Here is a 23,934-nt window from a genome sequence, read left to right on the forward strand (position 1 = left end):
ACCTGTGCCGGTGGGCGCGATCCCCGGTCAAGCCAACGAAGATGCCGATACGGGCGTCAGCGTGGACGTGAGCGGCGCATTCAGCGATGTGGACGGCGACACGCTGACCTACAGCGCGAGCGGCCTGCCGCCGGGGCTGAGCATCGATCCGGCCACCGGCTTGATCACCGGCACGATCGACCCTTCGGCCAGCCAGGGCGGTACGGACGGCGTCTACAGCGTGACGGTGACCGCCACCGACGGCGACGGCTTGACGGCCACGCAGACCTTCGATTGGACAGTAACCAACCCGGTCCCGGTCGCCGCCGACGATGCCGCGACCACCGACGAGGATACCGCCGTCAGCGGCAATGTGCTGGGCAATGACAGCGATCCGGACGGCGACAGCCTGAGCGTGACTTCCTTTACCGTGGACGGCGACCCCACCGTGCATGCCGCGGGCCCTGGCCCTGTGACCATCGCGGGCGTGGGTACGATCATACTCGCCACGGACGGCAGCTACACCTTCACCCCGGCGCTGGATTGGAACGGCGACGTTCCCACGGTCACCTACACGGTGAGCGACGGCGAAGGCGGCACCGACACGGCTGATCTGGTCATCACCGTCGAACCGGTCAATGATGCACCTGTGCCGGTGGGCGCGATCCCCGGTCAAGCCAACGAAGATGCCGATACGGGCGTCAGCGTGGACGTGAGCGGCGCATTCAGCGATGTGGACGGCGACACGCTGACCTACAGCGCCAGCGGCCTGCCGCCGGGGCTGAGCATCGATCCGGCCACCGGCTTGATCACCGGCACGATCGACCCTTCGGCCAGCCAGGGCGGTACGGACGGCGTCTACAGCGTGACGGTGACCGCCACCGACGGCGACGGCTTGACGGCCACGCAGACCTTCGATTGGACAGTAACCAACCCGGTCCCGGTCGCTAGCGACGATGCCGCGACCACCAACGAGGACTCGGCCGTCAGCGGCGATGTACTGGGCAACGACAGCGACCCGGACGGCGATAGTCTGAGCGTGACCAGCTTCACCGTGGACGGCGACACCGCCGTTTATAACGCCGGCGACATCGCGACGATCGCGGGCGTTGGTACCATCACACTCGGAAGCGACGGCAGCTACACCTTCACCCCGGTACAGGACTGGAACGGCACCGTTCCCACCATCACCTACACCATCAGCGATGGCGAGGGCGGCACCGACACGGCTGATCTGCTGATCACCGTCGAGCCGGTCAACGATGACCCGGTTATCGCCGAGGGCGATCAGACCGACAGCGTGATCGAGGCGGGCCATCTCGATGACGGCACGGTAGTGGCGGGCACTCCCAGCGCCACGGGCAGCTTCACCGCGACCGACGTGGATAGCCCCACACTGACATGGAGCGTAGCCGGCACGCCGGACACCACCTACGGCACGTTCGGCATTGATCCTTCCACGGGTGTGTGGACCTACACACTCAACAACGCGTTGCCGGCGACGCAGGCGTTGAAAGAGGGCGATACGGTCGAGCTGACCTATACCGCGCAGGTAAGCGACGGCGCGGGCGGCACGGCGGCGCGCGATGTCACCATCACCATCACCGGTACCAACGATGCACCGGTGGCCGTGGCCGATAGCGATGCAGTGACGGAAGCGGGCGTGTCCGGCGGCGGAAACACTCCCGCGCCGGGCGATGCCACCGCCAGCGGCAATGTACTCACCAACGACACCGATGTCGATGCCGGCGAGAAAGCTACGCTGCAGGTCAGCGAAGTGGGTTTTGGCGGTTCGGCGGGCACGGTCGGCTCGACGCTTACGGGCGTCTATGGTTCGCTGGTGCTCAACTCTGACGGCGGTTACATCTATACGCTGGACAATGACAGCTCCGATACGCAGGCGTTGAAGCAGGGTGAAACCGTCTTCGAAGTATTCACCTATACGGTGGTGGATGCCAACGGTGCGACCAGCACCAGCACGCTGACCATCACGGTCACGGGCACCAACGACCAGCCAGTTATCACATCGGATGCAGCGGCCGCAGCCGGTGAAGTCACCGAGCAGGGAACCGCCAACCCTGCCGAGTTGACTACGACTGCCGGCACGCTGACCGCCTCCGATGTGGATACTGATGCCACGCAGACATGGAGCATCGCGGCAACGGACGGCACCTACGGCACGATCGCGATCGATCCGGCGACCGGGCAATGGACCTACACGCTCGACAACTCGCGGCCGGAGACGCAGGCGCTGAATAACGGCGACACCGGAACGGAAACGTTTACGGCGCGGGTAACCGATGAGTTTGGCGCGTATAGCGAGCAGGTCATCACGGTCACCGTCAACGGTTCCAACGACAACCTCGATGGCTTGGGCGATGAAACCGTGACGCTGACGGAGGACGGCAGCGCGGCCGGCACCTTGCAGGATTATGTCTCCGACGTCGACGACGTCATCGAAGTGACGGGCTTCCAGGTCGATGCAGACGGCGATGGAACGCCCGAAAACTATGCTCCCGGCGATGTTGTCACTCTCAGGGATAGTGACGGCAACGAGTTGGGATCGCTGACCATAGCGGAAAATGGCGATTACAGCTTCACCCCGGTCGATAACTACGCCGGCGAGGTGCCGACCGTCACCTACACGATGGCGGAGTCCAGCGGCGGCACGGGAACGGTGACGCAAACGCTCACCTTCGAGATCACCAAGGTTTCCGATGCGCCGAACCTGGAAGACGACAAGACCGTCAACACGAACGAAGACACCTCCATAGCGCTGGGCCTGTCCGTGCCGGCCATCACCGACACCGGCACGGGTACGGGCAATGACGACCATTCCGAACGGCTTGGCGAGATCACGTTGACGATCGGCGGTGCGGGTGCGGACGGCGTTATCCTCTCCACCGGCAGCACAGTGCTGACACCCGTCGGTGGCACCTTGACCATCGTTCTCACCGATGCGCCGAACTACCACATCGCAAATGTTCCAGCCGTGAACCCGGCCACGGGCGTTTATCACCTGACCACCGCCGAATACCAGGCATTGGTGGCCAACCCCCCCGCCGAAAGCGGTGCAAACTTCACCGTCACCGTCAGCGCGACCAGTTACGAGGTGGACGGCAGCGGCGCTATCCTTCCGGGCGTAGACGGCGCGACCAGCACCCAAGTCATCGACGTCGATGTGCAGGCCGTGACTGACGGCGCGACGCTGGCCATCGATACGGCTGAACTGACCTTCGCCGAAGACACCGCCATCGACCTGACCGGCCATCTGACGGCCACGTTGAACGACACGGATGGAAACACGGGCAACGACACCGACGGCAGCGAAACCTATTGGTACACCGTTACGGGTCTGCCTGACGGAACGGTTGTCACGATCGATGGCGTCGCCACGACCATCAACGCATCCACCCCGACCGCGACCTCGCCGGTGGGTACATCGGCGACCCCGCCGACTATAACCATCACCCCGCCCCCCCCACTACAGCGGCGACATCAATGACGTCACGATCACGCTCCATTCGCGGGATGTCGACAGTGATTCGAGCGGCATCCCCGCTGAAATCACGAGTTCGGTCACGCTGGACCTGCACGTCACCCCGGTGGCGGGCGATGTAACGGCCAGCAATGTGACTACGCCGGAAGACACGGCGGTCGCCTTCCTCGCGGGCGTGGCCGTCACCGATACAGGTACGGGCGGCGAAGTCATCGATTCGGTGTCGTTCACGGTGCCAACGGACTGGACGGTCACCGCGCCGACCGGCATGACCGGATGGAGCAATACGGGATCCGGCAGCGCCTACACGATCACTTTCGACAACACACTGACCGAAGCCCAGCGTGAAGCCATCCTCGATGCCTTCACCATTACGCCGCCGGCGCACAGCAGCGCGGACGAGACAATCACGCTGTCGATCACGACCACCGACACCAACACGGTGAATGGCGCGCCCGTCAGCGACACCAAGACGGTCGATCGCAACGTGACGATCACCGTTACCCCGGTGGCCGAACAGACGGATATCGACAGTAACGGTGTCGACGGCAATGACGTGACGATGATCGGCGAACATGCCTATACCGAAGCCGGCAAGGAAGATGCATGGTTTGCGTTGGGCACGAACTATACGGACGCCGCCAATAGCGTCGGCCACGACCTGATGACGGACTGGTCCAACGAAGACACGGACGAATTCGTCTACGCCGTGCTCACGGCGACGCTGGAGTCCGATGATGCCGGCGCCGACGCGGGCGACACGGTCTTCGGCACGCAGTTCCGCTATTCCACAGATAACGGCAGCACCTGGGTAACGGAGACCTATGCTGGCGAACCCATCTGGGTGCCGCAGCAGTATCTCGACACGCTGCAAGTGATGCTTCCGCCCGACGTGTCGGGCACACTGACGATCAAGGTGCAAACCGGGACAGTGGATTACGACGACGATAGCGAGGTCACGGATATTCCCCTTGATCCGCCCACCGTCAGTGGTTCGGGCGTGAACGTCGCCGTCAGCGGTGAAGCCACGCTGTCGCTGATCAAGTTCGATGCGGTCGCCGACGCGGTGACGATGGCGCTCAATGGCCGGGCCTCGGGCCTGGAGGATACGGACATTCCGCTGGCGATCAGGACCACCAGTTCCGACGCCTCGGAGACGTTCACCGTGACCATCTCGGGCATTCCCGTGGGTGCGACGATCATCTATGGGACGGGTGCGGGCGCTTTGACCTTTACGGCGACTGCAGGCAACACCAGTTTCGAGATCCAGAATTTCAGCAACGACGCTCCGATAACGTTCACCCCGCCGCTTCATGGCAGCGGAGATTTCCCGCTTACGGTCAGCGCAGTGTCGGTCGATGGCGCCGACACCTCGGCTCCGGTGTCGCGAACGATCAATGTATCCGTCACCGGCGTTGCCGATGTCCCTGAAGTGACGGTGGTTCCCGACCACAGCACGACCGAGGCCGCGCTGGATGGCGCCGGCAATCATAGTGTGACGCTGTCCAACCTCGTGAGCGGCATTGCGTCTCCCGATGCGGACGGTTCGGAAACCGCCACCTTGCGCATCACGGGGTTGTCGGAGGAGTTCTCGGTCACCGGTGCGACGATGGTGACGTCGGGCACCGGCGCTGAACGCGTCTGGGTCGTGGCGGCCGACAAGCTGGGCGACGTTTCAATCGTTGTGCCGGAAAACTACAGCGGCACAGTGAATTTCAAGGTGGCGGGCGTCACCACCGAGAACGACGGCGACTCGTTCACCGGTGCACTGACCGATGTGAGCTTCACCGTCACGCCGTCGCCCGAAGCGACGATCACCGACAGCGCCACGCTGCAGGAAGATGTGATCACGCTGCTTCACCTCGCTATTGTGCAGCAGAACGGCGACGTCGATGAGGCGCTGGGCCAGATCTATATCCGGGCCGACTACGCCACCGGTGCGAACTACACGTTGTACCTCAATGGCGTGGCGCTTGATTCGCCTACTTCCATTAGCGGTGTGGCGGGTGTGCCGGACGGTGACTACTATGTCATCCCGGCCGGTCAGGTCGGGCAACTGGGCGCGATGGGCGCCTCCAATATGGACGGCAGCCTTGGTTCGCTCGACTTCTTCTATGAAGTCATCGATCCGTCCAGCGACGGCACGCTGACCCCCGTGACCGAGATCAAGCCAGGGACGCTGGATCTGAATGCCACGCCGGTGACGGATACGGTGGACGCTTCGATCACGGGCATCAACATGGGCACCGCCACGGGCACGACAGTGGACGCCAACGCCGGTGACGACGCCGCGCCCGATACTGCCACCGTGACCCAGGGGGGGGCGCTCACCGTCAACCTGCACGTGAATTCGACGGATACGGACGGCAGCGAACACCTGATCCGCGTGCTGATCGAAGGCGTGCCCGATGGCGTGACCGTGACCGGCGCATCGCAGATGGGCGCCGGAAGCTGGCTGCTGGTATATGACGGAAGCGCCGCGCAAGCCATCGGCGCGAGCGGCGTCGACGTGCCGGTCGAATTCGTCGTCGGCCAGGGCGCAAGCAACGGCCTGTCGAACATCACGATGACGGTGCAGGCGCAGGATCGGGGCGATACGGCAACGCCCGCGCCGAGCATCGAAGAGGATTCGGTCAGTTGGAACCTGAATCTGGCTCTGGGCGATGGCGAGCCATACACGCCGCCGGTCATCGACCAGTGGAGCTACAACGGCACGGAAGGCACGGAGGACGCGGCCTTCAGGCTGGCCGACGTGATGAATGCCGAGGTTTCCACCAACGACAGCAGCCAAGCCTATAGCTACACCGTCACCGTCACCGATCTGCCCCCAGGCACCACGGTCGAGGGCATGACGCTGACCACCATCGGCGGCGTGCCCACCTGGACCGCCACGGTGACAGTGCCGGCGGGCGCCAACAGCCAGACGGCGCTCGATGGGCTGCTGGCCGGCATCACCATCACCCCGCCGGAGAACGCCAACGACAACAATGGCGACTTCGGCTTCAACGCGAAGCTCAAGGCGTCGGCCGTGGGCGGCGCCAGCGTGGAGGCGGACGCCGTCGTTACCGAGATGCCGGTGGTGCCGGTGACGGACCCGGCCGTCATCACGGTAACAACGAACGATGTGGACGAGGGCACGGACAGCGTGACCGCGACCATCAACGTCGCGATGCCGGCGGATGGCGTCCACGGCCAGATCGTCGACGGCCTGCTCTACGTGCAGGTTCAGGCTCCCGGCAACGAAGGCGGCACGGTGACGGACGCCAGCGGCAATCCGCTTTCGCTCACCACCGTCAGCGGAGTTGACGGCGTGCCTGACGGCGATTACTACGTCATCGATGTCGGCCCTGAGGGCGGTTCGGTCGACCTTACCTATACCGCGGCGGACGGTACCCTTGAACCGGGTTCCGTGACTTTCACGGCTCATGCGCAAACGCAGGAGACCGGCGCGGCCAACCAGGAGACGGGCTCGGTTTCGGAAACCGCCGAGGTCGTCCCCGCCAACAATGGCGTCACGGTAACAAGTCAAGAGGTGACAGGCAGCGAGGCGGCCACGTCCGACAAGAGCAACGCCATCGAGCTGAGCGGCCTGTCGGTGGCGTTGAACGATAATGATGGTTCCGAATCGATCCGGTCCATCCTGCTGTCGGGCGTCCCGGTGGGTTTCCTGCTCTATGTCGGCACCAGCGCCGGTGACGCGACGCTGGCCAGCCAGGCCTCCAATGCGGGCGGAGACGGCATTACCAACACCTGGGTTCTGTCGGCCGACGGCACGATGCCGGCTTATGTGGCAATCCTGCCGGCCGCCAACTGGAGCGGCACGCTTTCCAATCTGGCGCTGGTGGTCGAATCCGGAGAGTCCAGTCTGCCGGCCCTGGTTGAAACATTCCCGCTGGATCCGGTGAAGGTGGAAGCTGTCGCCGACGGCGTGGCCATCGACCCGACCTTGTCCTTCGGCAGGGAAGGCCAGATCATCGCCCTGAACCTGAACGCATCGATGGCCGACTCAAGGCCAGCGATCGCGGCAGTGGCGGACGAAAGCACCGAAACCGCGACGCTACAAATCACCGGCCTGGGCGAACATGCTGCCTTCTACGTGGGCGACACGCTCCTCACTTCCGGAGTTAGCTATGATCCGGCGACCGATACCTACACTATAACTGGCCTGTCGCAGAGCGACCTGGACGGTCTGGGCTTCGTGCAGGCGGCGTCGGCGCTGACCGACCAAGATGGGGCGGCGGCTGGAACGCAGGTGACAGTTACGGCATGGACGGAGGAAAGCGATAATGGGGCGGACTCCAACCATATCACCGACACCATCACGCTGAATGTGTCAAATCAGCTTGCCACGACCAGCGACGATACGCTTATCTGGACGGGAGGATCTATCAATGGCCGTGCAGGCAACGATACGGTGCAATTACGCTTGGGCGAAAGCCTGACTGGCGAAGATTTGGCGACATACCTGCGCAACATCGAGGTGCTGGATCTCTCCGTGGCGGGCGCGAACAGCATCACAGAGTTGACGCCGGATCAGGTGAAAGCCATTGCAGGCAGCGGCAACGTCTTGAAGATTACAGGTACGGAGGCCGACAGCCTGGGCCTGGACGGCTGGTTGGACAATGGGGATGGTACCTATACCGGTCAGACTGGTACGGGTGGTGAAGTTACCTTGGAAGTCGAAGGCAATATCGAGGTTACCGATGCGAGCCCACTCGCTTCCGGCTTCTCCGCTTTCTCCGCTCCCTTCGGCCTCCCGCAAGGCGATGGCTCCGACGACTTCGCCGATGGTGCGGCAGCCGGCCTGGCCTTCATGTTCGCACAGCCGGACACCCCGTCCACGTTCGAAGGCCTGCTGGCTGACACCGAGGAACCGGGCGAATCCGTTGCCGATTGGCTGCCTGAAGAAACGGATGCCAAAACGGCAGCCGTATCCGGTCCGGTTGGCGGTCCGACCGATGGCCCAGGTGACGGTCTGACGGCGGAACCGTATGCCTACCTGAACGATCCGTTGAGCCAGGATGAGTTGGAGCAGGGTCTGCATGACGCGCATGTACTGGCTTGACCCGGGGCGGGGACGCAGGTCTCGCCGCCTCCAGCTGACCTGTGCTCGTGTGTGTCTGTTTGCGCTTGCCCTGTCGAGCGCAAGCGGCGTTGCCGCTCAAATCCATGGCATCGCCGCTGGCCAGAAGGAGGGACCGGCGACGCGTTCTTATGCTTCGGATGGGCGCACCGTTGATATGCAGGCGGCGGTGGACCAGGCGCTGAGTTGGCATCCGCTGGTGCGTGGCGCCCGCAGCCAGGTGCTGCAGGCGAATGAAGGCATCGATGCTGCTCGCTCCGGCTACTATCCTCGCATCAGCGGCGGCGTCAATACGCGGTCTAGCAACTCACCGATTACGGGCTACGACAGCCGCCACATTCAGCGCGCCGAGATCTCGGCCTCACAGATGCTGTACGACTTCGGCAAGGTTTCCAGCCGGGTCGAACAGGCCCGCAGCGCCTCGGAAGTGGCGCGGGCACGCGTCCTGTTGTCGGTCGATGAAGTGGTGCGTAACACGGCGTATGCCTGGATTGAGGTGCGGCGCCAGGAGGCGTTGGCCGTGGCCGCGCAAGAGTTGGTGGATGCAGTCAAAGACATAGCCCGGCTCGCCAGCGAGCGGGAAGAGAAAGGCGCCAGCACGCGGTCCGATACCGTGCAGGCGCTCGCCCGCGTGGATTCGGCTCAGATTGAACTGTTGTCGGCGCAGGCACAGGCGCAGCGCTGGCGCACCACGCTGATGCACTGGATGGGCGCTTCGGGCCTGCCCGAAGCGGCCGGAAGCGCGCCCGCCGCGCTGGAAGGAGCCTGCACTGAAGCGGCGGCCGGCGGCTCTGTGAGGCGGGATGCCTCTGCGATAAGAGTGGCACAGGCGCAACTGGAGGTGGCGCGAGCCGACGCCGAGATCGCACGCACCCAGCAGTTGCCCACACTTTCCCTGGAGGTCTCCACCGGAAGGGGATTGAACGCGCATTCGCGCGCCATTGGCGAACGTTCCATCGACACCACAGTAATGCTGAATTTGTCCATGCCTTTGTACGAGGGCGGGCGCCTGCAGGCCGATCGCAGGGCGGCCGAGCACGCGGTGAATGCGGCCCGTGCTGCATTGGACGAGGCACGTCTGAGCGTGGAGCAAGGCGGCGAAGATGCAGCACTAGAGTGGCGCAAATTTGAGTCGCGGCGTCCGGTACAAGAGGCGCGTGAAGAAAGCATGCGTCTGACGCGCACCTTGTACCGTGATCAGTATCTGCAGCTCGGAACGCGTTCTTTACTGGATCTTCTCAATGCCGAGCAAGAATACTACGGCGCTAGGTACGATCAGATCGACACGTCTCATGAGCTGATTCGCCTCAGTATCGACTGTCTGTTCCATGCGGGGCGTCTGCGTACGGTTTTCTCAGTGCAATCCGACCCAGGTCCCATCGCAGCGCCTCAGGCTTACGTGCGAGAGATGTAATGAGCGCCATACCCAAACAGACGCTCGCGCCGGTGCTGGAAGGCTGGCTGGAGGCCATTCTGGCTGTGACTGCCCACTATCATCTCGATGTTTCGCGCGAGCGCCTGCACGTCAGTGTCAGCTGGAGTAGCGCCGGACAATTGCAAACGGTGCTGCGCGAAACGGCAAGACAGGCTGGTTTGCGGTTGCGATGGGTGCGGCCGCGGCTGAGCGGCATTACATCCTGGCGCCTGCCCATTGCGGTGGAACTGCGGGACGGGCAGGTCGGCGTCATCACGGCAATGTCCCAGCAGGAGCTGCATATCGTTTTCAGCGGCGACGAGGGGCTGACCACTACTGTGACAGCCGAAGAGCTGGAGGCTTCGCTGGCTGCCGTGGCCGTGATGCGGCCGATCCGCTCCGCCCCAGACGAACGCGTGGACCAGTACATCAAGCCTGTCGAGCGCCATTGGTTGCGTGACATTGTGTTTGCCGAACTGCGGCCGTACGCCCATATCCTGGTTGCCTCATTCGTGGCAAATCTGATGGCACTGGCCAGCATCATATTCTCCATGCAGGTGTACGACCGCGTCGTGCCTGCGCAGTCGGAACCTACGTTGTACGTCTTGTTCGGCGGTGTTCTCTTGGCAATCGTGCTGGCCTGGGTGATGCGCAACGCGCGCGTAACCATCATCGACGTGCTCGGAAAGAGGGCCGACCTGCGTATTTCAGACCGCGTGTTCGGCCATGCGCTGCGGCTGCGCAACACCGTGCGACCCAAGTCCACAGGCACCTTTGTATCCCAGGTCCGGGAAGTGGAGCCCGTGCGTGACATGCTTACCTCCACCACCGTGACCGTGATGGCGGACCTGCCCTTTTTCCTGTTGTTCTGTTTCATCTTCTGGCATATCGCCGGCGCATTGGTATGGGTGCCCCTGGCCGCATTTGCGCTGCTGTTGGTGCCCAGCCTGCTGGCGCAGCGCCGCCTGCGCGCGCTGGCTCAGGAAAGCATGCGTGAGTCCTCGCTGCGCAGCGCGATGCTCGTTGAGGCGATCCAAGGCATAGAGGACATCAAGTTGCTGCAGGCCGAGCCTCGCTTTCAGAACCAATGGAATCACTATAACGCCTCCGAGGCGGAGTCCGGACTGCGGCTGCGCAGGCTGATCCACGATCTGAACAATTGGTCGCAGACGGTGCAGGGCGGTGCCTTTGCCGTGGTGGTGTTCTTCGGGGCACCCATGGTCATGACGGGAGACATGAGTACGGGCGTGCTGGTGGCCGCATCCATTCTGTCCACACGCATGCTGGCACCACTATCGGGCCTGACCCAGGTGCTCAACCGCTGGCAGCAGGCCCGCCTCGCCTCCGAGGGCCTGGATCAACTGATGAAGCTACCCGTGGACCACGCACCGGCGGAGACGCGGGTCTACCGTCCCGCCTTGCGGGGCCACTATGAACTGAAGCAGACTATTTTCAGCTACGACGGGCAGACCCCCGCGCTACGGATCAAGCAACTGGAGATCCGCCCAGGCGAGCGGGTGGGCGTGCTCGGGCGCAACGGCTCGGGAAAATCGACGCTTCTCCAAGCCTTATCGGGTCTGCTCGAACCGCAGATGGGCGGTATAGTGCTCGACGGCGTGACCCTGGGTCAGATCGACCCGGCGGACGTGCGCCGCGACGTGAGTCTTCTGTCCCAGAACGCGCGGTTGTTCTTCGGTACTTTGCGTGAAAACCTGCGATTGGGCGCACCGCATGCAACCGACGAGGAGCTCATGTCCGCCCTGAAAGCGGCCGGAGCCTGGCAGTTCGTGCAGCGCCTCCCCGCGGGCTTGGATTATCCAGTCACTGAGGGTGGCCTCGGCCTGTCGGGTGGCCAGCGCCATAGCCTTTTGCTTGCACGCCTGCTTTTGCGCCGCCCCGCCGTACTGTTGCTGGACGAGCCCACCGCCATGCTAGATGATGCGACCGAGCGGAATGTCATTGCGCAACTCAAAGAACTGGCTTCTGAACGCAGTCTTATAGTGGCCACACATCGTCCCGCCGTACTGGAAGCCGTTGACCGGATTCTCGTGCTGGACGCTGGCGTGGTCGTGCTGGATGGGCCAAGGGACGAGGTCCTGGCCAAGCTGCGGCGCGGCGACCTCAAGGCGCGAGAAGGAGCAGTGAAGGTCCCGCCACAGAGTCGGAGTGAAGTGACTCCGAGAAGCGGCTTGAAGAGCGATGCAGTGCCCGCTGCGAGCGAGGAGGTGGCCCCATGAATACCACGCCCCTCGCCGATCTTGCTGATCTGGACGAAGTACGCCATAGCCGCGCGGGACGTGTGGCGTGGTGGTTGACCACATTCGTGATTGCGTTCTTCGTCTGGGCCTGGTTTTTTGAGATCGACGAAGTGTCGACCGGCGTGGGTAAGGTTATTCCCAGCTCACGTGAGCAGCGTATCCAGTCGCTTGAAGGCGGCATTCTGGCGCGGCTGGACGTGCGCGAAGGACAGATCGTCGAGAAGAATGAGGTTCTGGCCCAACTGGACCCCACGCGGGGGGAGTCCAGCGTGGAGGAAACGGCGGCCCGCTATCGGGCGGCCCTGGCCAGCAGTGCCCGGCTTCGGGCTGAAGTTGAAGGAGCCGACCAGCCTGATTTCCCGCCAGAGCTGAACGACTATCCCGAGCTACGCCAGTCGGAGCTCGCCCTCTTCGAGTCCCGCCGCAACAGCCTGGAGCAATCCCTAGCGAATCTGAACGAAGCGCTGGGCCTGGTGCGCAAGGAGCTGGGCATTACGCAATCGTTAGTCAAGAGCGGCGCAGCGAGCAACGTGGAGCTGATCCGCCTGCAACGTCAGCGTGCCGAACTGGAGCTGAAGATATCTGAAACCGAGACGAGCTATATGGTACGAAGCCGCGAGGAAATGGCCAGGTCGAACGCCGAAGTGCATTCCCTTTCGTCAGTGGTACGGGGCCGGACGGACACGCTGGCGCGCATGACGCTGTATTCGCCGGTGCGAGGCATTGTCAAGCACATTGAGGTGACGACCTTGGGCGGAGTGGTACCGCCCAATGGCTCCCTGATGACAATCGTACCCCTGGATGACCAGTTGCTGGTCGAGGCGAGAATCTCGCCCCGCGATATCGCGTTCATCCACCCCGGCCAGGAGGCGCTGGTTAAGGTCACTGCCTACGATTACGCGATTTATGGCGGCTTGAAGGGCACAGTCGCCACGATTGCACCCGACACACTGCGTGACGAGATCAAACCGGAAATCGTCTACTACCCAGTGTATGTCCGAACAGAATCGGACATGTTGGTCAATAAGACTGGCACCCAGTTTCCTATCGTGCCGGGCATGGTGACAACCACCGATATCCGCACGGGAAGCAAGACTGTCTGGAGTTATTTAACAAAGCCATTCAACAAGGCGCGTGAAGCGTTGCGCGAACGTTGAGGCCGAACACGCTTGACTCATGATTGAGGATACTTTTTATGAACATTGATGCGCGTATCGCCCGAGCGGCGAAGAATATGATCGTGGCCTCCGGCCTGCTTGTCGCCGGTGTCGCTTGGGCAGCCAATCCCATTGACCTTGTCAGCAACCCTGAGGGCCTGGCCTATCCCGAAGTCCATATGGAACTGCCCGATTATGACGAGCCTTTCCAGAGAAACGGGGTCATGTCCCAGCCGCAGCGCTTGCATCAATTAAAACCGGGCATGACGGCCGGCGAAGTGGTGACGCTGCTGGGCCGGCCGCTCAACGAGGGGACCGCGACACAAAGCCGATACTGGGACTATAACTTCACGTTCACGATGCCGGAATCTGAACACTACATCGTATGCCAGTACAAGGTGGTCTTCGACCAAGACAGCTTGCTGGAGAAAGGCTTCTGGAGACGACATCAGTGCCTGGATATCGCCGATGGCGGCGCAAAATGACTGAAAGCAGTTGGGATCGAGTACCAATCGATTCGCAAAGCATCGATGCGCCGCTGTCTCGCGCGGCGGTGTTTCTTACGTTGACGGTCACCGAAGGCCGTGAGGCCCTTCACGCCGATTGAGGGTGCGACGCACACGGCGCCGGCCACGCCCGGCGATCTCTTCTTCCACATCCGAGCCGAGCGCGAGGATCTCTGTTTTGAGTTCGAGCGCCTGTTGCTGGACCAATTGGGCAGCAGCGTGACGCTGGCCGACGAGGTTGCGGGCTTTCGCTACTTCGACTCGCGCGACCTGCTGGGCTTCGTCGATGGCACCGCCAATCCAACTGGCCACGATATCGGCTCGTCAACGTTAGTTGGCAGTGAAGATCAGGAGTTCGCTGGTGGCAGTTACGTGGTGGTGCAGAAGTACCTGCATCAAATGCAGCCGTGGGCTCAGCTTTCCAAGGATGAGCAAGAGCGGATCATCGGTCGGGAGATCGTCAGCAACGTCGAATTGCCCGACGCGACAAGCGGTCAGAAGTCGCACAAGACCCTCGCCACGATCGTAGGCGACGACGGCACCGAGCACGACATCCTGCGCGACAACATGCCTTTCGGCCGTCCTGGCCACGGCGAGTATGGGACTTACTTCATCGGCTATTCCAGATATCTGTGGGTAACGCAGAAGATGCTGGAGCGCATGTTCCTCGGCGATCCGCCGGGCATGCATGACCGCCTGCTCGATTTCTCGACGGCGCGCACCGGCGCCGTGTTTTTCGCTCCCGCACCGCGCACGCTAAGCGAACTCGTGCAGGCGGTGCAGGTATAGCGTGGGGGTCGAAGCCCCCACGCGGGCTTTGGCCGTTACGCGCCGTCGAGAACTACCGCACGGTCAACCAGCCGCTGGATACTCTGCCGCACCTCCTCGGGGATGGGATGCGACAGGACGGTCTCCGGGGCGTTCACATGCTGCTGGCGGCCTGTGACGATCTGGACGATTACACCCAGATTAACTCGGTATCACCATATCGACGGCCGCATGGAACTACGGGGTCAGGTAAGCGCGATGAGTTCAACGTTGGACGGTCCGAAAAGGCCAGTGAACTATCATAGAACGCGCAATTCGCGCCGCTTCTGAAGCTGTCGATAGCGATCGATAGCAGAGTATGGACGACCCCCTTGTCAATAGTACGCAAGTGGCCCAAAATAGGGCCTAACTCGGTTGCCCGAGTTTAAGAAATTCATTTTATATCAACGAGTTGGTTGCAGAATTCCATTCCCTTCACCCGCTCCAAGTCACAGCCAGGCACATCTTTCGGCCCATCAACACGATAGGCCGATGTGCCGCATTGCTGCTGTCCATCTCTATACAGAAGAGACCATGCTCCTATCCCGTCTCATTTGGGATGTGGAATGAAAGAGTGGCGCTTACTGACGTATATATTCGAATCACGAAGGCGACGGGAAAGGCTTATGAGCGTTTGCTGTCGGTTGAATCCGCAGCCGAAAGCAGCCATCCACACGGCATCTTTCTCCCCTATGCTTTATTCGCCGAGAACGCCCCTGCGGTCAAATCAATATCCGCACCGCTAATGCGCAGCCGGCGAGCAGCGTCCTGCCAATGACCGACGACCATGGCAACTTCATTCATGATTTGCCGGGCTTGCACATCGCCCAGCCCATAAAAAGCGGCCGTACTGAGGACAGTCTCTAGGCTAGGTCGATTGTCGACGTCGTCAATATTCAAGACATGCTCTGCCTTGTCAATATTCGGATTGACGTCAAACGCGGGTGCAAGTCTCCATCCTGTCTTGCCCAGCACAAATCCGTGATTGCGAAGATGGTCGTCGCGGTTGCCAACCGCGACGTTGAACGCCACGCGCCGAAATAGCTGTTCCAAGTCTGCATCCGCATGCTCGGCATCTCCCTGGGCTCGAATGAACTGCGCCAATTCCAGATAGCTCGTACCTTCGCTTTGAGTCTTGCGAAGCAATGTCATCGCCAAGGCATAGAAGCGTCGCGAACTGTTGGCGCGATCGAACCTTTGGGCGCAGAAGGTATGGAAGGCGTTGTTTAGCTTGATGAGTTTTGCAGGCGCTACGTCTATCGCCGCTTTTTGGGCGAGTTGGTGAACGACATATTCCCAAGCTCCGATGTCACGATCGTCATCCCTGGCTGGGAACTTGCCAATCCAGAGTGAGCCGTCGGTTTCGGTAAAATTGGCCTTTGGCCTTGCTCCGCCCAAAGACGCGCCAGTCGACGAAAGCGCAGGGCGCCTTGGCAAGCGAGGCCTGAGAGATTCGGCGCAGCTAGACCACCTCTATGCGCTGCATCATGCCAAGGTCTTCGTGCAGCAGCAAATGGCAGTGCATCACGAAGGGGCCCTTGAAGTCGGTGAAGCGCGAGCGCAGTGTGATTGATACCGGCGCTTCGGGCGATCCGCCGCGGGGCAGGGCGATTGTGTCGGCCCAGAAGGGTTCGACGGGCCTGCCGTTGATCTTGATGACCTGGACGGGATTGACGTGAATATGCATGGGGTGCTGGCCCCGATCCATGCTGTATACCGTCCACTCTTCTACGCTGTCCAGGGCAACGGTTTGCTTGATAGCGCGCGACGACTGGAAAGGGTAGTACACGGTGGGCATTTGTGGTGTGGTGCTGGGCACGCCCGTGGCCGAGCCCATGGCGTAGACGGTGTTGGCGACGAAGGTGTTGCCGGTCTGGAAGGTCCAGAGCGATAGTTCGCCGGCCGGCACCGGCAACAGCGCGGCGGCGGGGGCGGCGGTGATGGGGTCGCCGTTGTCGTTCTTGACAATGCGAAACACAAGCTCGCGCTTCAAGCCGCCATGGCTGGCCAGCTCTTCGTCGGTGATGGGGGCCAGCATGTGCGGCATGGGCAGCGGCCCGGCCGGCAGGGCCATTGTCAATGGTTCGCCGGTGACCACGATTTCGGCCACGATATCTTCGGGCAGTTTGTCGGCGCCCATATCGTAGGCCAGGGACCGCAGGTAATAGGTGCCGGGCGCTCCCGCCTTGATCAGAATGTCGTCGCGATTGCCGGGTGCCATTACCAGGCTTTCGGGCAGGCCTGCCGCTATGGTCCGGGGGAACTGCACCGGATTGCCATCGTGGCCGATCTGCATCAGCCCGTGGCTGTCCAGGCTTAGATTAAGGAAGTTGCCGACCGTGGCGTTGATGAAGCGCCAGCGCTGGACTTCGCCGGGGCGCATGAGCAGGCGCGGCCTGCGCAGGCCATTGATGTAGTAGACCGTGGCGATCTTGGTCTTGACCAGGGATGCGAAATCCGGGATTTCGCCGTTGTCGTTGAGGTCTGGGGTCTGGAACAAAAACAGGCGTTCGCGCGCGGCGGCTATCTCGGGCACTTGGTCGGCCGGACCGCGCACTATCAGGGCGCCGGCCATGCCGCTGGATACCTGCACCGCAGAGGAACCATGCAAATGCGGGTGATACCAATAGGTGCCGGGAGGGTGGTCTTTGCCGATCGCAAATTCATGCTGCCTTGTTCCGCCCGGCGCGATGCCTTCGCGCGGGTCGTCGACCACGTAGTCGCCATACACGCCGGGCCGCACGATGCGGGGGTCGGCGTGCAGCCCGTGCGTATGCAGGTTGGTGCTGTTGGGGTAGTTGAAGACCCAATTTGGTTCGACGCTGGCCGGGTTGGGTGGCAGGTTGTTGTGCACCAGTACGCTTAATGTGTCGCCTGCATGGATGTCCAGGGTGGGGCCGGTCAGCCGGCCTTCGATAGAGCGTAAATGGACGGGACGGCCGTCGAGTACGTTATCGGCATAGGCAATGTGCATCTGTACGTCCAGCACGCCATTCCTGGCCACCAGGCGGTCGGGCTCGGTGAAGGTTTCGGCGATGTCTGGAACTATGGGCTCGTTGCCATCGCCGCAGGCCGTCAGCCAACCGGGCAAGGCGACGCCCATGCCCACGGTATACGATAGCCGCAGGAATTGACGGCGGGAGTTGTCGGGTTGCGGCATATGTTGGCGTCTTGGCTTAGATAGGGAGATTGACCGGTGCGGGCGACCAGCCGGGGCGGGTGGGGCCTCGGTTTGCTTGGCCGTTGGGGCCAAGCTGGCTGGATTCGTTGTCGCCCCACGCGAACAGGGCATGCCTGGTGGCCGCCAGCACATGGACCTGCCCCACCGCGATTTGCGCAATATCGTCCAGGCCAGGGATGGCGGCTGGGCGTGCGTCGCTGCCTTGCGTGCCGCGGCCCAGCTGCCCTTTGCAGTTCCAGCCCCAGGTATAGACCCGGCCGCTTTGCCCCAGAGCTACTGAAAAAAACATGCCGGCGGCAATGTCGACAATGGCTTCATCCAGTTCAACGCGCAAGGGCTTGGCGCTGTAGCGTGCGAAGCTATTGCCAAGCTGCCCGTGCTGGTTGCTGCCCCAGGCCCAGACTTCGCCGCGGCAGTTTATCGCCAGGCTATGAGAGGCTCCGGCAGCCGCGGTTCGCAGCGGTACATCGGCGGGTAGGGGAACATGCACGGGTTCGCGCTGGTCTGCCAGATGGCCTACGCCAAGTTGGCCGGCGCCGTTGGCGCCCCAGGCCAGCAGGCCGTCGTCGGTGATGGCCAGCGCGTGGCCGGTGCCCACGGCGACGTGCCGCGCGGGGGCGGGAAGCCCGACAGGGGTAAGCCCCTGGTTGCGCACGCTGTCCGGGCCGCCGCGTGTCAGGCCCCAGGACAGTACGCTGCCGTCTAAGGTCCGAGCCAGGCCGTAGAACTCGCTGACTGCCAGTTGTGCCACCGCAGGCAAATCGCTGACAGCTTCAGCCGCCAGAGTGGCCATGACATGCGTCTTGCCTGCCAGGCCGGCACGGCTGGCACCCCAGTAATAGGCGCGATGATCTTCGGTAATACCGTAGCCGGTGCCGTAGCCGGCCGTAATACGGGCAAATGGCATGGTCGCCGGGACGACAATAGGGCTGCTTGAGGGGGCTACGCTGCAAAGGCTGGGCAGGTTTATCCTTCCGCTGCCTTCGGCGCCCCAGCCCCAGACTTCGCCGTCGCTCATGAGGGCCAGGCTGTGGTCGCGGCCGGCCGCTATATGTGTGATCGACAAGGCTGTCATGAGCGCCTTTTGCATAATCCCCGATGCGGGGATGGAATGGACAAGTTTATCAACTTATCTTTTCGTTCTGTTACTTAATTCGATGTGTTGGATCCGCGCCCTTCGCCGGCAAAAGGTTGGCATGGGCATCGGCGCCCATGCTTTGTTTTATTGAATGACGGCCAGCAATTGGTCCAGCGTATAAGGCTTTTGCAGCAATTCAAAGCCGTGCCCGCCTTTCTGGGCCAGCGCGGGGCTATAGCCGCTGCTGAGCACCACGCGCAAGTCCGGCCAGCGGCGCTGGATCTCCTGGGCCAGTTCGATGCTGCTCATGCCGGGCATGACGACATCCGACAGGACCAGGTCGAACTCTTGCCCGGCATCAAGCATTTCCAATGCGGCTTCGGCGTTGAGCGCCCAGCTTACGTTATGGCCTACGTCGCTAAGCGCGCTTTGTGTAAATCCCCCGACCATCTCGTTGTCCTCGACCAGCAGCAAGTTGCGCGACCGGACATGCCGGGATTCTTCAGAAGACGATTCCACGGAATCGGCCGAAGGCTGTTCCTGGGCGCATGGAAGATATAAGGTAAAGGCGGTGCCTTCGCCTACTTGGCTTTCCACCACGACTTCGCCGCCCGACTGTTTTGCAAAGCCGTAAACCTGGCTAAGGCCCAGGCCGGTGCCCTTGTTGAGTTCTTTGGTGGTAAAGAATGGCTCGAATATTTGGTCGATGGCCGACGGTTCTATGCCGCAGCCGGTGTCTTTGATCGTTACGGCAATGAAATGCCCGAAGATGTCGCCGGTGTCGGCATGTTCATGCAATGAGGGAAGGCGGTCCGAGTAGCAGGCGCTGATTTGCAGGGTGCCGCCAGCCGGCATGGCATCGCGCGAGTTGATGACCAGATTGAGGAACGCAGCTTCGAATTGGCCGGCATCGGCGTGAACGTCTTTCAAGTCGGTCGGAAGGTCAATGTTGACCTGGATCTTCGCGCCCACCGTCATTTCGATGACATGCGTCAGCGCCTGGATGCACGAGGCGATGCTGAACACTTCAGGATGCAGCGGTTGCTCGCGTGCGAAAGCAAGCAACTGCTTGGTCATCAGGGCCGCCCGTTCCGCAGTTTCAGCAATGATTTCCACATAGCGCGCCCTTTTTTCGGCGGCCAGGTTATTCATGCCAAGCAAGTCGGCGGCTGAACGGATAATGGTCAATAAATTGTTGAAGTCGTGCGCCACGCCGCCGGTGATGCGGCCGATGGCTTCCAGCTTTTGGGCGTGGCTGAGGATATCCCGCTGCCTGTCGACTTCGTCTTGTGCGCGTTTGCGTTCGGTGATGTCTCTTGTGATCTTGGCAAACCCGATCAGCCGGTTGGCTTCGTTGTAAATGGGATCGATGACGACATTGGCCCAGAATCGCGTACCGTTTTTGCGTATGCGCCATCCTTCGTGCTGGAATGTATGGCGCTGCAGTGCAATGGCAAGGCCTCGCTCGGGCTCGCCGCGATCGCGGTCTTCTTGTGTGTAGAAGCAGGAAAAATGGCGGCCGACGATTTCGCCCGCTGTGTAGCCGGTAATGGCCACGGCGCCGGAGTTCCAGTCGGTGATGCGGCCCTTGGGGTCAAGCATGTAGATTGCATAGTCGCGAACGCCCTGCACCAATAGCCGAAACCGTTGTTCGCTTTCGAACAGGGCTTGCTCGGCGGCTTTCTTGTCAGTGATGTCGCGGGTTACTTTGGCATAGCCTATAAGCGTTCCGCTTTCGTCCACGACCGGGTCGATCACAATGCTGGCCCAGAATCGGCTGCCGTCCTTGCGAACGCGCAAGCCTTCTGTTTCGTATCTTCCTTGCGTGGCTACCGTGGCCAGGGCGTGTTCGGGAATACCGGCCGCGCGTTCTTCCTGTGTGTACAAGCACGAGAAATGCTTGCCGATGATTTCTTCGGCACTATATCCCTTGAAACGTTCGGCGCCGGTATTCCAGCTGACGATGCTTCCGTCCAGGTCCAGCAGGTAGATGGCGTAGTCCGTGATTGCGTGGACCAGCAACTCGAATCGGCCGCTGCTTGTCAATGCATTGGCGACGGGAACATCGGCGGCGGGAACGTCGGCTTTGATGTTGGGTTCGGCAGTGTCTTCTTGCATGGCTGATATCGTTCGTAAATTCGTCATATATCGCATTCAAGCATCCGGGTCGTTTGTCCGATTGCGTAAAGTGAACTTCCCAGGGTCAATATAACCGAAGTCTTATAGGGTTTATTCCGGGTTTTCACGTTCTAACAATTTGGATACCATAGCGAACAATTAGCTAATATATTAGTTATTTAATTGTTTCATTTTCCAGGAGAGGGACAGTATGAAAAGAACTTTGCGCGCTATTTGTTTTTCAAGCGCGGCGCTTGCGGCGTTTACCTTTGGCGCGGCGGCGCAGGCCGAGACGGTCAACGTGGGGGTGACGGTGCCGACGACGGGGCCGGCCGCGATTTTGGGTCTGGGCGCACGCAATGCCGTCAGCCTGTTTCCCGCCAAGGTTGCGGGCTTCGATGTGAACTTCAGGGTGCTGGACGATGCCAGCGACATTACCAATTCCGTCAAGAACGCCAAGCAATTCCTGGGCGATAAAGTAGACCTCATCGTGGGCTCGTCCACTTCGCCGCAATCGCTGGCCATCATCGAAGCCATTGCCGGTTCGCAGACGCCGCTGATCGCCTTGGGCGCATCGGCGCGCATTGTCACGCCCATGGACGACAAGAAGAAGTGGGTATTCAAGACCGCCGCCAACGACTCGCTGATGGCGCAGGCGATTATCGAGCACATGGCCGGCAAGAACGTGAAGACCTTGGGCTTCATAGGCTTTGGCGATGCCTACGGCGACAGCTGGCTGAACGAAATGAAGCCGCTGGCCGAGAAGCACAATATCAAGATGGTTGCGGTGGAGCGCTTCAATCCTAAAGACCAAAGCGTTACCGGGCAAGTGCTGCGCGTGACTGCCGCGCATCCGGACGCCGTGCTGGTGGCGGGGTCGGGCACGCCGGCGGCCTTGCCGCATGCCACGCTGAAAGAGCGCGGCTACAAAGGTCTTATTTATCAAACGCACGGTGCGGCAACCGAAGACTTCCTGCGTGTAGGCGGCAAGGCGCTTAATGGCGGCTATCTGCCGGTGGGCCCCAACCTGGTGTGGGAACAACTGCCCGACGGTTATGCCACCAAGGCCGCCAGCGCCAAGTTCGTGCCTTTGTATGAAAGCAAGTTTGGCGCGAACTCGCGTTCCAACTTTGCCGCCCAGGCTTACGATGTTTTGCTGTTGCTGGAACGCGCGTTGCCTGAAGCCGCCAAAAAGGCCAAGCCCGGCACCACCGAGTTTCGCATTGCCTTGCGCGACGCGCTTGAAAACATCAAGGATTTGCCGGCCAACGCCGGGGTGTTCAACATGACTCCCGCCGACCATTCCGGGCTGGACAAGCGTGCCCGCGTCATCGTGAAGATCCAGGACGAGAAGTGGGTTCTGGACAAGGCAGAGCAGTAATCAGCGGATGCCCTGGGCCGAGTCGACGCGATCGACAGTGTCGCGCGCAGCCCTTGTCGCCCATGAAGGCGGGAATCATCTGAAGTAGGGCCCGCCAGTCCCAGGCCGCCGGTGTGCAGCACATTTGCTGCGCACTGGCGGCTTTTTTATTGCCGAAATTCCTAATATATTAAAGAATGAGTGGAAATTCATAGGCAGTCAGATGCTTTTCGAAGCGCAAAATAAATATTAAAGCCCAGTATTTACAAGGTGTTATAAAAATATCAAGCCGGGGCGCCATTGTTTGCAATGTACCCTATTTAGGGTATGGAAAAATCCACGCTTGGCACTATACTTTGCAGGAAGGGACGCGGACGTTTACCGCCGCAAGCTCGTAAAGCTAGGAGACAAAAATGTTCTTGAAAAATACTTGGTATGTGGCCGGCTGGTCGCACGAAGTCACGGATCAGTCGCTGTTTTCACGCACTATCATAGGCGTGCCCGTGGTGATGTGGCGCGACGCCCAGGGCAAGGTTACGGCCTTGCCCGACCGCTGTCCGCATCGCGGCGCGCCTTTGTCCAAGGGGCGCCTTGAAGAGGGCGCGTTGCGCTGCATGTACCATGGCATGATGTTCAACGGCCAGGGCGCCTGTATTCATATTCCGGGGCAAGAGCGCATTCCTCCGGGCGCCGATCTGCCTACCTTTCCGGTGGTCGAGCGCAATAAATGGCTCTGGATATGGATGGGCGAGGCCGACAAGGCCGACCCCAGTCTTATTCCCGACACCTATTGGCTGGACAGTCCCGACTGGCGCTATAAACCCGACTACATGCGCTACAACGTGGACTACCTGTTGATTGCCGACAATCTGCTGGACTTTTCCCACCTGCCTTTCGTGCACGAGAAAACGCTGGGCGGCAGCAGCGACTACGCCAATATGCGCGCCGACGTAAAGCGGCTAAGCCAGGGCTTGCGGATAGAACGCTGGCACATGGATGCGCCGCCCGCCCCATTTGTGAAGAACCTTACCAACTGGACGCAAAATGTCGACCGCTGGAATATGTACGATTTTGTCGTGCCCGGCGTACTGCTTATGGATTCAGGCAGTGCGCCCGCGGGGTCGGGGGCGCGCGAAGGCAATCGCCAGGGGGCGGTCGAGTTCCGCAGCGCCCAGGCCTTGACTCCCGAAACGGAAACCAGCACGCATTATTTCTTTTCTCAGGCGCACAACTTTGCGCTGGACGACCCCAGCGTCACCGAGAAGCTGCATGCAACCTTGCTGGCAGGCTTCAACGAAGACTGGGACATGATCCATGCGCAGTTCCATACCTTGTCGCTGGATCCGGGCTTCAAGATGATGCCGCTTAATGTCGATAACGCCCTGGGAAATTTCCGCGCCCTCATGGCCAAGCTTATTTCCACTGAACAGACGCAGTTGTCCCGCGCCGCCTAGCGCGCCGGCTGCCGGCCCGTGCATGCCGAAGCGGCCGGCT

At 61.3% G+C, this 23,934-nt stretch carries 14 protein-coding genes; 10 read left to right on the forward strand and 4 right to left on the reverse strand.

Going from position 1 to position 23,934, the window contains the following annotated elements; translation table 11 throughout:
- The first annotated feature begins 10 nt into the window (after positions 1-10).
- The 8 genes from DFR37_RS14840 (at position 11) to DFR37_RS14870 (ending at position 14,685) form a co-directional block, all read left to right on the forward strand.
- A complete protein-coding gene (locus DFR37_RS14840) occupies positions 11-3,484 on the forward strand; it encodes an Ig-like domain-containing protein (protein WP_211317257.1) in 3,474 nt (1,157 codons plus the stop codon).
- 127 nt (positions 3,485-3,611) lie between these two features.
- Positions 3,612-8,543, forward strand: coding sequence for a beta strand repeat-containing protein (locus tag DFR37_RS14845; RefSeq protein WP_147251632.1), 4,932 nt, complete (start codon positions 3,612-3,614; stop codon positions 8,541-8,543).
- Positions 8,521-9,975 carry a TolC family outer membrane protein gene (locus DFR37_RS14850; protein WP_170139930.1) on the forward strand — a complete coding sequence of 485 codons (1,455 nt, stop codon included), beginning with the start codon at positions 8,521-8,523 and terminating at the stop codon, positions 9,973-9,975. Before DFR37_RS14845 ends, DFR37_RS14850 begins: the two co-directional genes overlap by 23 nt.
- The gene (locus DFR37_RS14855) at positions 9,975-12,212 is read left to right on the forward strand and encodes a type I secretion system permease/ATPase (protein WP_113934071.1); all 2,238 of its coding nucleotides are present in this window, start codon (positions 9,975-9,977) and stop codon (positions 12,210-12,212) included. Before DFR37_RS14850 ends, DFR37_RS14855 begins: the two co-directional genes overlap by 1 nt.
- Positions 12,209-13,390, forward strand: coding sequence for a beta-barrel domain-containing protein (locus tag DFR37_RS14860; RefSeq protein ID WP_113934072.1), 1,182 nt, complete (start codon positions 12,209-12,211; stop codon positions 13,388-13,390). Before DFR37_RS14855 ends, DFR37_RS14860 begins: the two co-directional genes overlap by 4 nt.
- A 38-nt stretch (positions 13,391-13,428) precedes the next feature.
- Complete coding sequence (gene bamE / locus DFR37_RS14865; RefSeq protein ID WP_113934073.1) at positions 13,429-13,875, forward strand: outer membrane protein assembly factor BamE domain-containing protein; 447 nt, start codon at positions 13,429-13,431, stop codon at positions 13,873-13,875.
- Positions 13,872-13,997, forward strand: coding sequence for a hypothetical protein (locus tag DFR37_RS23450; protein WP_276330280.1), 126 nt, complete (start codon positions 13,872-13,874; stop codon positions 13,995-13,997). Before bamE ends, DFR37_RS23450 begins: the two co-directional genes overlap by 4 nt.
- Positions 13,975-14,685, forward strand: a complete 711-nt coding sequence (locus DFR37_RS14870; RefSeq protein ID WP_242341875.1) for a Dyp-type peroxidase — start codon at positions 13,975-13,977, stop codon at positions 14,683-14,685. The genes DFR37_RS23450 and DFR37_RS14870 overlap by 23 nt, the downstream gene beginning before the upstream one ends.
- 708 nt (positions 14,686-15,393) lie before the next feature.
- Here DFR37_RS14870 and DFR37_RS14875 read toward each other — a convergent pair.
- From DFR37_RS14875 to DFR37_RS14890, 4 genes are all read right to left on the reverse strand, one after another.
- On the reverse strand, positions 15,394-16,101 hold the full coding sequence (locus tag DFR37_RS14875) for a type II toxin-antitoxin system HipA family toxin (RefSeq protein WP_242341876.1): 708 nt from the start codon (positions 16,099-16,101) through the stop codon (positions 15,394-15,396).
- Between the two features lie 64 nt (positions 16,102-16,165).
- Entirely contained in the window at positions 16,166-17,863 is a 1,698-nt protein-coding gene (locus DFR37_RS14880; RefSeq protein ID WP_170139931.1) for a multicopper oxidase family protein, read from the reverse strand.
- A 16-nt stretch (positions 17,864-17,879) separates the two neighbouring features.
- The gene (locus tag DFR37_RS14885) at positions 17,880-18,974 is read right to left on the reverse strand and encodes an RCC1 domain-containing protein (protein WP_113934075.1); all 1,095 of its coding nucleotides are present in this window, start codon (positions 18,972-18,974) and stop codon (positions 17,880-17,882) included.
- A 132-nt stretch (positions 18,975-19,106) separates the two neighbouring features.
- On the reverse strand, positions 19,107-21,080 hold the full coding sequence (locus tag DFR37_RS14890; protein WP_113934076.1) for a hybrid sensor histidine kinase/response regulator: 1,974 nt from the start codon (positions 21,078-21,080) through the stop codon (positions 19,107-19,109).
- 211 nt (positions 21,081-21,291) lie between these two features.
- Between DFR37_RS14890 and DFR37_RS14895 the strand changes: the two genes are divergently transcribed.
- Both DFR37_RS14895 and DFR37_RS14900 read left to right on the forward strand, forming a co-directional pair.
- A complete protein-coding gene (locus DFR37_RS14895) occupies positions 21,292-22,461 on the forward strand; it encodes an ABC transporter substrate-binding protein (RefSeq protein ID WP_113934077.1) in 1,170 nt (389 codons plus the stop codon).
- 392 nt (positions 22,462-22,853) lie between these two features.
- Complete coding sequence (locus DFR37_RS14900; protein ID WP_113934078.1) at positions 22,854-23,894, forward strand: aromatic ring-hydroxylating dioxygenase subunit alpha; 1,041 nt, start codon at positions 22,854-22,856, stop codon at positions 23,892-23,894.
- Positions 23,895-23,934: the final 40 nt, after the last annotated feature.

It is taken from the genome of Eoetvoesiella caeni, assembly GCF_003315175.1.
Classification (GTDB): Bacteria; Pseudomonadota; Gammaproteobacteria; order Burkholderiales; family Burkholderiaceae_B; genus Eoetvoesia; species Eoetvoesia caeni.